At 52.8% G+C, this 13,192-nt stretch carries 10 protein-coding genes; 4 read left to right on the forward strand and 6 right to left on the reverse strand.

Going from position 1 to position 13,192, the window contains the following annotated elements:
- The first annotated feature begins 1,032 nt into the window (after positions 1 to 1,032).
- The 4 genes from cas5c to ACEN8E_RS15330 all read left to right on the forward strand — a co-directional run bounded on the left by cas5c (position 1,033) and on the right by ACEN8E_RS15330 (position 5,781).
- Positions 1,033 to 1,707 (forward strand): type I-C CRISPR-associated protein Cas5c, encoded by a 675-nt coding sequence (gene cas5c, locus ACEN8E_RS15315; RefSeq protein WP_495588805.1) that lies wholly within the window; start codon positions 1,033 to 1,035, stop codon positions 1,705 to 1,707.
- Positions 1,704 to 3,488 carry a type I-C CRISPR-associated protein Cas8c/Csd1 gene (gene cas8c, locus ACEN8E_RS15320; RefSeq protein WP_495588806.1) on the forward strand — a complete coding sequence of 595 codons (1,785 nt, stop codon included), beginning with the start codon at positions 1,704 to 1,706 and terminating at the stop codon, positions 3,486 to 3,488. Before cas5c ends, cas8c begins: the two co-directional genes overlap by 4 nt.
- Positions 3,488 to 4,381 carry a type I-C CRISPR-associated protein Cas7/Csd2 gene (gene cas7c, locus ACEN8E_RS15325; protein WP_495588807.1) on the forward strand — a complete coding sequence of 298 codons (894 nt, stop codon included), beginning with the start codon at positions 3,488 to 3,490 and terminating at the stop codon, positions 4,379 to 4,381. Before cas8c ends, cas7c begins: the two co-directional genes overlap by 1 nt.
- Before the next feature lie 707 nt (positions 4,382 to 5,088).
- Complete coding sequence (locus ACEN8E_RS15330) at positions 5,089 to 5,781, forward strand: response regulator (RefSeq protein ID WP_495588808.1); 693 nt, start codon at positions 5,089 to 5,091, stop codon at positions 5,779 to 5,781.
- Positions 5,782 to 5,844: 63 nt separating this feature from the next.
- Here ACEN8E_RS15330 and ACEN8E_RS15335 read toward each other — a convergent pair whose 3' ends face one another.
- The 6 genes from ACEN8E_RS15335 to rloA3 all read right to left on the reverse strand — a co-directional run bounded on the left by ACEN8E_RS15335 (position 5,845) and on the right by rloA3 (position 12,209).
- On the reverse strand, positions 5,845 to 7,353 hold the full coding sequence (locus tag ACEN8E_RS15335) for a sensor histidine kinase (protein WP_495588809.1): 1,509 nt from the start codon (positions 7,351 to 7,353) through the stop codon (positions 5,845 to 5,847).
- Between the two features lie 568 nt (positions 7,354 to 7,921).
- The gene (locus tag ACEN8E_RS15340; RefSeq protein WP_495588810.1) at positions 7,922 to 9,112 is read right to left on the reverse strand and encodes an MFS transporter; all 1,191 of its coding nucleotides are present in this window, start codon (positions 9,110 to 9,112) and stop codon (positions 7,922 to 7,924) included.
- Between the two features lie 59 nt (positions 9,113 to 9,171).
- Complete coding sequence (locus ACEN8E_RS15345; protein WP_495588811.1) at positions 9,172 to 9,564, reverse strand: YkvA family protein; 393 nt, start codon at positions 9,562 to 9,564, stop codon at positions 9,172 to 9,174.
- Between the two features lie 94 nt (positions 9,565 to 9,658).
- Entirely contained in the window at positions 9,659 to 10,894 is a 1,236-nt protein-coding gene (locus ACEN8E_RS15350; RefSeq protein ID WP_495588812.1) for a sensor histidine kinase, read from the reverse strand.
- Positions 10,881 to 11,573: a response regulator transcription factor gene (locus ACEN8E_RS15355; RefSeq protein ID WP_495588813.1), complete on the reverse strand. Its 693-nt coding sequence runs from the start codon at positions 11,571 to 11,573 to the stop codon at positions 10,881 to 10,883. The genes ACEN8E_RS15350 and ACEN8E_RS15355 overlap by 14 nt, the downstream gene beginning before the upstream one ends.
- A gap of 96 nt (positions 11,574 to 11,669) precedes the next feature.
- Entirely contained in the window at positions 11,670 to 12,209 is a 540-nt protein-coding gene (gene rloA3, locus ACEN8E_RS15360) for a retropepsin-like aspartic peptidase RloA3 (RefSeq protein WP_495588814.1), read from the reverse strand.
- Positions 12,210 to 13,192 lie beyond the last annotated feature (983 nt).

The raw sequence follows: 13,192 nt of genomic DNA on the forward strand, positions 1-13,192 counted from the left end.
CTGCCTTGTTTTGCCGTGTGCCTCCCTGTAGCAAAGCGTTAGCTTAGGTCTTCAATCCCGCTGGTTGGCATCCGGACGAATGTTCCCCAAATGTGGGGAATCTCATCTTTTTGGGGGTAGATTCAGGGACAGTTTCCATCTGAAAGAAGTAGCCTTGAACGTAGCGTTGCAGGCCAAAGGCGCATCCAAATGCCCTTCACTCAAATGGCTTAATTATTGCCTTACAGCTCATATGAGCTCATGACTTTCACAGCTCCCAATTTACCAAGCACCAAATTAAAAACAACGGTTATGGGAGGTTAGTGCCATGTGGAGTCACCCTCTGATGCTCGCGATTGTCTACCTGGCTATTACCCTCAGCATCGGCTGGTTGTTTACCATTGCTATCCTGGAGTTGCTTTGATCCAATTGGTGACGATCAATCGATCCGCATTTGGTGCCGTTTGCAGCAGGTAGCTTTGTCCCGATTCAACACACCTATCTTTCTCTATCGTGGTAATACGTTGTAGTGCGCGAAGAATGGAGAGTTTTCTTTATAGCCATAATTGGACTATAAGATAAAGGTGGTGTCGCGCCCTACATGGGCGTGCGGATTGAAACTTCCCAGGGCACTCCTGTATGCCCAGATTGTTATGTCACTCCTCACACGGGCGTGTGGAGTGAAGCTTCCCGTGGCATGAGGAAGACGACTATCCGACGGATGTCGCACCCGACATGTTTTCGCGCATTGAACAGCTACCGCACCTCGCTTGAAGCAGTTTCGGCCCCGTTTGACCATCGGAGTGCGGCCGAGCTTCGCATCTAGGTGACGCTTAAGCTCGCCTTCAACCAAAATCATCAGGCACGCGATCAAAGCCTATTCTTCGCTGAAACAGCGATTAAATTCCACCAGGACAACCTGCGATAGCCTATAGGCGACTATACCTTCTGGGGGAGACTCCTAATTCGAGCTTAATCAGTAGCAAAAGGTTGTTTTGTAAGCAGAGGTCGCGGTCTCGCTGGCGTGGAAAGCAAACCGAGAAGGAGGGCCAGATGGCCTACGGAATTCGATTGCTGATCTGGGGCGAACGCGCTTGTTTTACCCGGCCAGAAATGAAGGTGGAGCGAGTCTCTTATGACGTGATCACGCCCTCTGCTGCGCGCGGTATTCTCGAAGCCATACATTGGAAACCAGCAATTCGCTGGTCGGTGGATAGAATTCAGGTTCTCAAACCGATTCGATTCGAGTCACTGCGGCGTAACGAGGTGGGTGGAAAACTATCCTCAGACAGTGTTGATAAGGCCATGAAGGCCAACCGCACAGACGGTCTGATTACCTTTGTCAATGAACACCGCCAGCAGCGCGCGGCCACCATCCTGAGGGATGTCGCCTATGTCATCGAGGCACACTTCGTGCTGACCGAAAAGGCCGATGACAGCGATTCTATAGGAAAACACCTGGATATTTTTAATCGTCGCGTTCGCAAGGGGCAGTACTTCCATTCGCCCTGCTTGGGGGTGCGCGAGTTTCCCGCCAATTTCCAGTTACTTGAGCCCGGCACAGTCGAACCGATTGCCGATGCAGCGTTGGCCGGGTCTCGTGATCTGGGCTGGATGCTGCATGACATCGATTTTGCTGATGGCAAAACCCCACATTTTTTCCGGGCGCAGATGCTTGACGGCCTTATCGAAGTGCCGCCCTTGATCACGGCAAAGGTCAAGGCATGATCCTCGCTGCGCTCAATGACTATTACCTGCGCCTGGCCGGGCAAGACAAGATACCTGTGTTTGGCTACAGCAAGGAGAACATCAGCTATGCGTTAGTACTGTCGGCCAAGGGCGATCTGGTGGATGTGCTGGATGTGCGCGACAACTCCGGCAAGAAACCGCAACCTAAGCGCCTAACTGTTCCTCAATCAGAAAAACGAACGCTCGCAATCAAGCCCAATTTTCTTTGGGATAAGTCCAGTTATGTATTGGGCGTCAGTGCTAAGGCAATCGGGCGCACCAACCAAGAACACCAGGCTTTCAAGACTCTACATCAGCAATGCCTAATTGATGAACTTGATCCCTCCCTTCAAGCACTTTTGGCTTTTCTTGAGAGCTGGTCTCCTGATCGATTTCAAGCGCCACCGTTCAGTGAAGAAATGCTCGATGCCAATTTTGTGTTCCGCATCGAGGGTGAACAACGCTACCTGCACGAGCAACCTGCCGCGCAACTGCTCAGAGCCAAGCTGCTGACGAATTCTAAAAGTCATGAAGGTTTATGCCTGGTGACTGGCCAGTGTCTGCCATTGGCGCGTCTTCACCCTGCTATAAAGGGGGTTAATGGTGCCCAGAGTTCCGGTGCTTCCATCGTCTCCTTCAACCTGGACTCCTTTTGCTCCTACGATAAAAGTCAGGGCGCAAACGCCCCTATCTCCGAGGTCGTGGCTTTCGCCTACACAACGGTGCTTAACCATCTGTTGCGACGGGATGTACATAACCGCCAGCGCATGCAAATTGGTGATGCCAGCGTCGTGTTCTGGGCCATAGCCGATACCTCAGAGGAGGCTAGTAATGCCGAACTGATGATTGCTGACCTGCTCAGTCCAGCCAGCGACGATGCCCGGGAAGCCGCCAAGTTACGTTGCATACTGGATGCTGTAGGTAAGGGCCGCTCCTTACGTGATCTGGGGTTACAACTTGAAGAGAACACGCAGTTGTTCGTGCTGGGTCTGGTACCGAATGCTGCTCGCCTGTCAGTCCGTTTCTGGCAGACAGGCAGCTTGAGTTTTTTTGCACAACGCCTGGCCGAGCATTACCAGGATCTGCATATCGAGCCGGCGCCTTGGAAAAACGAGCCGGCGATCTGGCGCGTGCTCAACGCTACGGCCCCTAGCCGAGATGGCAAAGCTAAGGCCGAAGATGTTGCGCCACAACTGGCCGGTGAAGTGACCCGCGCCGTTTTGACCGGTAGCCGCTACCCGCGAAGCCTGCTAACCAACGTGATCATGCGTATGCGTTCCGATGGAGATGTCTCCGGTCTGCGGGTGGCGCTGTGTAAGGCAGTCCTGAATCGCGACCTGCGCCTTGGCATCAAGGGAATCAACGAGGAGGTGCCTGTGAGCCTCGATAAGGAAGCCAGCAACATCGCTTATCGCTTGGGACGGTTGTTCGCAATATTGGAAAGCGCCGAGCGCTATGCCTTCGGCACTAATATCAGCATCCGTGATCGCTATTACGGCGTGGCGTCAGCAACCCCTGCCACAATTTTTCCAATGCTGTTGCGCAATATGCAAAACCAGCTGGCCCAGCTGCGTAAGGAAAGCCCGGGGTTGGCCCATCATCTGGAGCGCGAGATAGGCGAAATCATCGATGGCTTCGGTACCCAATTCCCACGCGGATTGAAACTTGAGGATCAGGGGCGTTTCGCCATCGGCTATTACCAACAATCCCAGGCACGCTTTAGCCCTATCAGCGAAGCCAGCATCAATAAGTCGCCCGACAAAGAGCAAGGAACAGAGTAATGAGTATCATCGCCAACCGTTACGAGTTTGTCTTCTTGTTCGATGTCATTAATGGCAATCCGAATGGCGATCCGGATGCTGGCAACCTTCCGCGCCTCGACCCTGAGACCAGCCGGGGGTTAGTCTCCGATGTTTGCCTCAAGCGCAAGATCCGCAACTACGTCAGTCTGGAGAAAGAGAGCGGTGCGGGTTACGCCATTTATATGCAGGAAAAATCTGTACTGAATAGTCAGCACGAATTGGCATGGAAGGCCTTGGATATCGCACCTGATGTCAAGGATGGTTACAAAAAGTTGCCTAAGGACTTGGCGAAGGCCAAGGAGCTGACCGACTGGATGTGCGTCAACTTCTTCGACGTGCGTACTTTTGGCGCGGTGATGAGCACAGGCGTTAACTGCGGTCAGGTGCGAGGCCCGATTCAAATGGCCTTTGCCACCTCCATCGATCCGGTGGTGCCCATTGAAATCGCCATCACCCGCATGGCCGTGACCACGGCGAAAGAAGCCGAGGAGCAAGGCGGTGACAATCGCACAATGGGCCGTAAACACATCATCCCCTATGGACTGTACCGCGCCCACGGTTTTGTCTCGGCCAAGTTGGCCGAGCGGACTGGTTTCTCTGAAGACGATCTCGAATTGCTCTGGCGCAGCCTGATCAACATGTTCGAACATGACCGATCCTCTACCCGTGGTGAAATGGCGGCACGCAAGTTGATCGTATTCAAGCACGAACATCCTATGGGTAATGCGCCGGCCCATGTGCTGTTCGATACAGTGAAGGTCGCTCGGGTGCCTGGTGAGACCGATACGCCCGCCCGCAGCTTCGGTGACTACCAGGTAACTATCAACAGAGATTCCCTGCCAAAAGGTGTCAGCGTACGGGAGCTGATCTAAAGGGGACGGGTATGGAAGATACAGAGCAGCCAAGGTCAACCAAGGGCTGACAATCCTCTCAATGTGGTATAGGTCGTACGTCCCTGAGCCTTTGATCCACTTGTTTCGGAACACCATGCGTTGGATGATTTGTAGGACTGCTCATACCTACAGCGCAGTCATGGATTCCCGCTCCGAAAGTACGTTTTGAAGGCGCTCCCGGTTAAGTCGACGTCACTCATCCTTGGCTTCTTCTCGGGCCTGATAGGTCATCTTCAGTCGTGAGCTTTGTACAGTACACTACAAGCTGCCGCCTTCCGCCACAGTGACAATCGGCCAGAAGCGGCCCTTCTCGACTAGTTAAATCCATGCCGCCTCAGGGCAAGCAGCCCCTACCGAAAACGGTCGGTGAAACGGGGCCGCTACTATTTCCATAAATGGGGCATTTCACCCACCCACCGGGCGTTTACCACCTGATGTGAGGAATATTCCCCCGCCTCACCTTCCTCTCGCCTGAAACACTCGGAACATCCTGCTAATGGATTTGAGCTTTTTCTTCGCCCTGATGAAATGGCTCATTAGTTGCAGCCCCCAAATACCCGCAATAGCTGTCGTCCCGCACATCATGAAGACAACGGGGCTTGCCAGGTTCGGCATGACGCGAGGGGTGAAAAATGAAAAGCACGACACCAGCATGCAGCTCCATCGCCTCCAATCAGGAGCTTCTTATGAGTTCCATGATCAGGATTGGCATCGTTGATGATCACCCGCTGTTAAGGGATGGGATCACAATGGCGCTGAAGAAAATAGCTGACTTTCAGGTGCTCGAGCAGGGCGGGTCTGCCGATGATGCCCTGGCAATTGCCGCTCGTTTTGCGCCGAATGTGTTGCTGATGGATGTAAACATGCCGGGCGACAGCTTTGCTGCCGTGCGAGCGATCTCGGCTTCTTCGCCGACCGTTAAAGTGTTGATGCTGACGGTATCCGAGTCCATCGAGGACGCCTATTCCGCTCTCGAAGCAGGCGCACAGGGGTATGCATTGAAAGGCATAAGCGGTCGTGAGCTTGTACAGATCATCAGAAACGTTGCCGCTGGTGAAACCTTCATTACACCTAAACTTGCCAGCAAGCTGTTAAGCAATTTCAGAAAACACGCGGGTGACAAGCAAAAGGTCGAGCTGACTCATCGCGAAGAACAAGTTATCCGGGAGGTATCGAAGGGCCTGACCAACCGCGAGGTTGCGATCAAGCTTGAGCTCTGCGAGAAGACCATCAAGCACTACATGACAAATGTCATGTACAAGCTACGCGTTCGTAACCGGACGCAGGCAGTCGCAGCAGTGAGACGGCATTGGGAGAGTGACCATATACCTGGCTTGTGTGGCGCTCTTCAACGCCGCGACTTGAATGACAACGGGTAGCCAGATAACGAGTCATAAGCGCTTGCGGTGACTTGAGTGCAATGATGATTTTGGCACGGGTGATCAGATTTTGAACTGCGCCCTGGCTTTGGTTCCGGCATGGGGCGCCGATTCAATGGTGAATATTCCGCCGAGGGACTCGACGCGATAGCGCATGCCGACAAGACCCAGATGAGTTCTGCCTCGACCTGGCACACTCGGTTTCTCGGTTGAAATACCCACTCCCGCATCCTCGACCTGCACTTCCAGCAGGCCTTCGGAGTGAGAGGCGCTGAGTTTTTGGCCTTTTCCACCGGCGTGAATATAGGCATTGTTCAATGCTTCCTGGGCGAAGCGGTAAATACAGATTTTATGTGCTATCGGTACGTCGTCTGGAAGCGTATCAAGCTGCAGATTAACTCGCGTCTCGGTTCGCTCTTCGTGCCGCTGAACCAGCAATACCAGCGCATCGTGCAGGGTCAGATCATTGACTTCCGGAAGTGCCAGGCCGAGTGATATTTCCCGCACTTCGTTTAAAGCATCCTCGCCGGCACGCCTGATCATTTCGACGGCTTCCCCATCTGAGGCGCCTTCCGAATTTTCGAGCTCTTCAAGGCGAAGGAGAATAAGTGCCAACAGCTGAGCAGGGCCATCATGAAGATCTGCCCCGATCCGGCGAAGAGTGAGTTCATTGATTCTGGAAAATTCGCGATTGGCGGTAGTGACTTTGTGCTGAAGGGCGGCATTATTCGAGTGCAACCTGGCTTGCTCATCCATTCGCCATTCAAGAGCTGTTTCCTGCTGCTTGATTATCTTGTCGCCACGCCGAACGATAAAAAACAAAAGCAAAATCATGGCCATCGTTGCTGTACCAACAATCGCCCATACTTTCTTGCGAACGCTATTGATTTCTCGCTGTAACGCTTCCGCGGTTTCGTAGAACTCACCAACCGCAATAATCTTTCCAGTACCCGCTTCGCGCAGTGGAGCAAAAATTTCATAGAGCGGAATATTCAGGCTTCGCTCAAAAGCATCCTCAACATCATCCGCAGTATCATCCTCAAGATCATTGTCCAGTTCTGTATAGATCATGCCGGTGAGCGCCTGTGAGATCTCCTCTGTCGGAAATTTTTTTTGAACCGCGGATTTGTCGGTGCTGTAGACAATCGTGCCGTCTGGGAGCCAGATCTTCACCGAGATAACATGTGTACTCAACGAGGTGCTGGACAGCAGGTTATCAATGGTCTGAATAGTTCCATCGGGGAGTTCCCTGGCAGTGGTTAATTCCTGGACGAAAGGTTCGAGAAAGTTCTCCATATAACGCGCGCCCGTCTCTGCCGCCGTTTGAACCGTTGCATCCTCGATACTCTGGCTGACGAGATTTCCAACGAGCGTCATGGTCAACCCCAGAATGATTGTGGCGCAGATCACGAACTGGGTTGAGCGGCTTAAATGGCGCAATTTCGCAAGGGTTCCCTGTCTCCCGGGCACTGCGTCACTGAACGTTTGGCCAGCCTCTGATTCGACCAAGGTCTGATCCGTTTCTTTGACCAGGGTCTCAGAATGTGATTGGGCTTTCGTCTCTGTACGCATCCGGGCAGTACCTCAATACTCATTTTCAATGGAGTGTATAGCCAGCTTTTGAGGTTGAAGGCGGGAGGCGCGAGGAATAGTTTAAAAAGACTCTCGATCAATCTGGAAATCGCTATTTCCGGCAACAAAAGCCGGGGGTTATTACCAATAGTGTGGTCGGCCATTTGCGCCCTGTACTCCCCAGCCTGCCCCTCGTTCGACCGAATAGTGATGGCGCACTTACCAGCTCGCGCCTCGTGCTTCGAATGTGGGTCGTCGATTTCGAGCTCACGAACGGGCGTACTTCATCGCTGTGGACGGGCTCGGTTGTGGAGGAGCGTTTCTATCATCCCCTATCCCTCATCACGTTGACGTCGACACAGCCAGATGTGAACGCACCACGGAGCACGCTAGCATCCGCTTTTGACGGTGCGCGGCAGCTAACTCGAACCGAAGGAACGGCAGATGTGGATTGGGATGGCAAAGTCCTGTTAGCTCGCCATGCTGAGCCTACCCACTACTGACACGCTCTGTTCAACCAGTGAGTTGCTCGATCAGATCGAAATTCTTCCGCTCTTTGCCTGAGAAATTATTGCTTCTTAAGTAACAGCAAGAGCAGAGCTGTGGCGGCAAGCAATGCCCCCATGAGGAACGTGCTGTCCGATCCAATGCTTTGCCATAGCCAGCCCGCAAGAACGCTAGCGATCAGCATGCAAACACCACTGACCAGATTGAAGATACCGAAGGCGGTGCCCTTGAGTTTTCCAGGCGCTTTATCGGCTACCAGCGAGGCAAGAATGCCTTGGCTGAATCCCATATGAAGCCCCCACAATGCAACGCCCAGCATCATCGTAAAAACGGAGCTGGACTGAGCAAGCACCAGATCCGCAAGGACGAGTAAGCCCATGCCCACACAGAGCAGCCTGGTGCGACTGATACGATCCGATAGCCAACCTGCGGGGTATGCGGACAGCGTATAAAAAAGTGCCATTACCACCATCACCAGGGGAATCCAGGTGACCGACAAGCCCATCTGCTGCGCCCGTAAAACAAGAAACGCTTCACTGAACCGGGCAAGTGTAAACACCCCACCAACGACGACAACCCACCAGTACCCGGAGGAGAAATCGTGAAGGACACGCCAATGAATCGGAGAGCGAAATTTGTGTTCGCCGCCAGCGTGTACGGGCTCTTTTACTCCTGCGACAATCAGAGCCACCGCTATTGTTGCTGGAATCACTGCAAACCACAGCACAAGCTGTATATCGGCGAGCAACAACATCAACAAGATGGCCAGAACGGGGCCAAAAACAGCCCCTAGGGTATCCATCGATTGGCGCATTCCAAAGCAGGCGCCACGGATCTCTGGTGGCGACACATCGGCGACCAGGGCATCTCGTGGCGCTCCGCGAATACCTTTGCCAATGCGATCCAGAAAGCGTGCAGTAAAGACCACTTCAACCGAGTGAGCCATGGGGAAAAGTGGCCTGGTCAGAGCGGCTAAACCATATCCGAGCAGCAACAGTCCTTTGCGTCGGCCGATAAAGTCGCTGATGGCGCCTGAGAATATTTTGACGAGCATGGCAGTCGACTCAGCAACCCCCTCGATCACCCCAACGGTCAATGCACTCGCACCCAATGTCGTGACCAAAAATACGGGTAGTAAGCTGTGTACCAGCTCAGACGATAGATCCATGAATAGGCTGACAAAGCCCAACGCCCATATCGTGCGCGGAATACGAAGACGCTCAGCGTTGGCTTGTGGGCTTTCGCTACTCATTTTTTCATCCTTTACTCATCGGCACCGAGGAACGACTGTGAAAGGCAGAACTCGTCTACTTAGTAGCGTTTGTAGGCGAACCAAGCACCCGCCAGGACTGCTCCCCAAACCAGAACAATGACCAAAGCAGCCACTTTATTCACTGGACGCTTGACATGATTTTTTTCCCACTCACTTGCCTTTAGTTGGCTCGCCTCAAGCACATGCGGTGGCATCAGTCGGATTGCGAGCAGAATGCCAAGCGGCAATATGATGACGTCGTCTAGATACCCCAGTACCGGAATGAAATCGGGAATCAGGTCGATTGGGCTCAACGCATAGGCCACGACAAAAACTGCAATCCACTTGGGCAGCCATGGCATTTGTGGATGCTGATAACAAAACCAGAGAACCATGGTTTGACGCTTGAGATTCTTGGCCCAGCGACGCAAGTGTTCGAGGATATCTTTCATTCGGTGCTCTTGCTTATGGAGGGGCGCTCGAATCGATCTCACGAATCAGCCCGTGTGCATGCGCCGCCTCAATTCTATGGTCGTTGGAACAACGCTACACATCGGTAAACCGCAATGTAAAACGGCTCCCGCCATTTGGATTGGGCTCATGTTTAACCCCCCACCCAAGGTGATCTGCAACGCGTTTGACAATTGATAAGCCCAGGCCCGAACCATCGGTGAAATCATCATCCCCCCTGACAAATCGATCAAACAGGCGCGCTTGTACCGCATCAGGTAACCCCGCACCGCTGTCCTCCACAACAATATGCGATGAGTTAAGGTAAAGGGTGATTATGCCCCGCTCCGTATGCTGACAAGCATTTCGCAGTAGATTGCTGAGTGCGATAGTGACCAGTTCGGGGATGGCGTTGACCGTCACCTTCTCAACCGCAACAAGTTTAAACTCTAGACTCTTGCCTCTCAGCAGGGGCTGACAACGCTCCAGCTCATGCTCAACAAGCGGCCTCAAATCGATGGGAACGCAGTCTGTGTTTTCCGGAGCTCGAGCTAACTGCAACAACGCCCCGACTTGCTGTGCCGTATCTGCCGCATTACGCCTAATACGCTCAGTCATGACGAGAAGATCTGGACGATCTTGTAGACGGCTGGTGAGAATCTCAGCAGCCCCCAGCATGATCGTCAGCGGCGTGCGCAGCTCATGACTGACATCAGCGGTAAACCAGCGCTCGCGTTGAAGCGCAAGACTCAACTGGGTCGTTCTGTCGTCAATGGCCCTCGCTAACACACCAATTTCATCGGTGGCCTCAAGACCTGGCAATGATCCATCTCTGCGCGCGCTTTGTACTGCGCTGGCTAACTTGGTCAGTGGCAAAATGACTCGGTTAGCGCTAACCCTACCAATCAGGATGGCTAAACCGATCCCTCCCAGAAATGCGATACCTAAAGTGATGTAGGAGGATGACTCAATGGATTCGAAGTCGCTCTGGTCATCAACCACCGCATAACGCTCACCATTGGCCTCTCCCAACAAAACATGCAGTGCTCTACCGTTCAACTTCAGCTCATGAGTCCCATTCGCCATTTTCTGGAGGGGCTCGGGGATAAGAGCCCCTTTGAAAAAGCTGAGATCCAGGGTTTGTGACTGGACGACACTATAGGAGTCTGCCGCCCATAATTCCGCTGCATGGGCTAATCGTTTATCAATGAGCTCCTTTTCAATATTCGCGACGACAAAAAATGCGGCACCAGTAAAAAAACCCACGATGATCACTGCAAGCAGTACATAGGCGGCAACCATTCGACCACGTAACGAGTCACTGTGGAACATGATGGTCAACCAGGCGATAGCCGACTCCCGGCACAGTAAGAAGCATCGGTGGAGAAAGTGGGAAGGATTTATCGATGGCCTGCCTCAGAGCATGAATGTGGCTTCGTAAAGCATCACTGAGCGGCGGATCGTCCTTCCAAAGCTCCTGCTCCAACTCTTCCCGAGTGACCAAGTTTGGGGCGGCCCGAAGCAATGCCGTCAGCATTTTGTAACCAAAGGGTGTCAGCTCCAACCGTTGACCGGCACGGCGTGCTTCGAAGAGCCCCGTGTCGAACTCCAATTCACCAAAACGCAGTATCTGGCCGGTAGATGACGTACCAGCTCGTCTGACCAGGGCATGAAGACGTGCTTCCAGTTCAATCAGAGAGTAAGGCTTGACCAGATAGTCATCAGCCCCTGCCTGCAGCCCATCCACTTTGTCATGAACCGTATCGCGCGCGGTGAGCATCAACACGGGAGTGTCACAACGAATATCTTCTCGTAAACGTCGACATACTTCCAAGCCATCAAGCTCCGGAAGCCTGCCATCCAGCACGATCACATCAAAACGTTGCTCCGCTATGCGAGCCAGCCCGCCGTGCCCAGTGCGGGCGTTATCTAGCTCATGCCCAAGAGGTTCAAAATACTCATACAGGTTGGCCACGATGTCTGGATTGTCTTCAATAATCAAAATTCGCATGGCATGGCCTTTTTATCTAATTCAGACTGAATGTCTCGTACAGCTTCATACGCGGAGCAGTTCCCTGTCACAGCTGATAAATACTGCTACGACCACTCACTTAGAAGCAGATTGGCTTCTACATTTAGGTTCCATCGTAAAGGTACGTGAAGCATCCACAGCGCCTAGGTTTTCCAGCGTACGCCGCCCAATCAGCACGGGACAATTCATCTTGCCTCGATTTTTGAGTGAGAATTGCTCGTTATAGACATGATCGCCAATACAGATACTCATCAACACAACCGGCCTGTGCTCCGCCCCACCCGCACCTCGAACCTTGATTCGGCGCTCAACCTTACGTTCAAACGGCGTACTGACCTGTTTTCCAGTCTCGGAGTCCTTAACCTCGACGTTGAATCGAACCCACTTTTCACCATCTTTCTCAAATAGCTCAAGATCCTTGGCATCCAGAGAGGAGGTCAACGCTCCCGTGTCGAGCTTGATCTTCACCGAAATGTTCTCAGGCTCCAACACTCCCTCCTCAACCCATCCAAATACCTTCGCCGGGATTTTAGTCTCCGACGCAGAGAAAACGGGTTGTGCCAGTAACAGTCCAAGAACGCCTGCTACAAGCCATTTTTCAATTGAACAAGCCATATCGGTGTCCTCTAAAACTCGAGGAACTCAGTCTGCATTTAGCACCGTCAAGAACCCGTTAACACCATCTTCAACGCCCCAAAGCTCCCGACAACGGTTTCTTCACAGCGGCTCTGGCAGGGTGGCTATCAGGTGAGCAATGCAGTGGATAGGCCAAGCAGAATGACGTTATTTTCAGTAGTTTGAAATTGCGCAGATTGTTCATTCGCGCAGGGGCGAATGTAATTATTGGATTGGCATACCCTGCGTGGCACCATTTTTATCTGGTGACGGCTAAAAATGGCCGGAATTATAAAGTTAATCACGTAGGCCACTCTTGTGATAACGCAGGCCTAGCGATTGAAACTGACGCCGACATCCATCGGACACAATCGGCGCTCAAAGAGGTAAAAGCTGGACAGCATATGGATACAACTCACAGCCGAGGCTTGAAAATAATGTTCAGAATGAACTCACATAAAAATAGCACCCCCAGCGGAAGGTTGCTCGACTGGACGAACGCGTGGACGTTATCGGAAGACTTTGTGGCTTGTAGCAAGTGCAAGTCCATCCAGACAATTCGGCATGCAGATACGCCTTTCCAGCATAACGCTGGATGTTCTAATGCCAAAGAGTGTACTAGTCCTTGGGGAGACCTAAGGAACATATTGAGCGACTTACCATTCACGCCCAGTTAAAGCTAGCGGTGGCGTCATCCGCGCTGGGAGGGGGCGCCAAGCGCTACGCGAAACCCCACGTAACCGCCTGCTAAATATTCGGATGCGTCCGGGCATCCCGTGTTGCGCAACTAAACCGGTTGGGTTGCAGCAATAGAGAGACATCGTGTGGCGTATGCTGCGAGGAACTCTTTCATCAATGTGTCAACGAGTCCTTTGTCGATTAGCCAAGTCCCGTAACTTGTCTTTGCGACCGTAGCACAGCACTACGTGCCTGCCGTGTGGGCGTCAATGTGGGTTTACCGGACGCTTACCGTTAGCAGCCTT

The sequence above is a fragment of the Pseudomonas sp. Pseusp9 genome, from assembly GCF_059491265.1.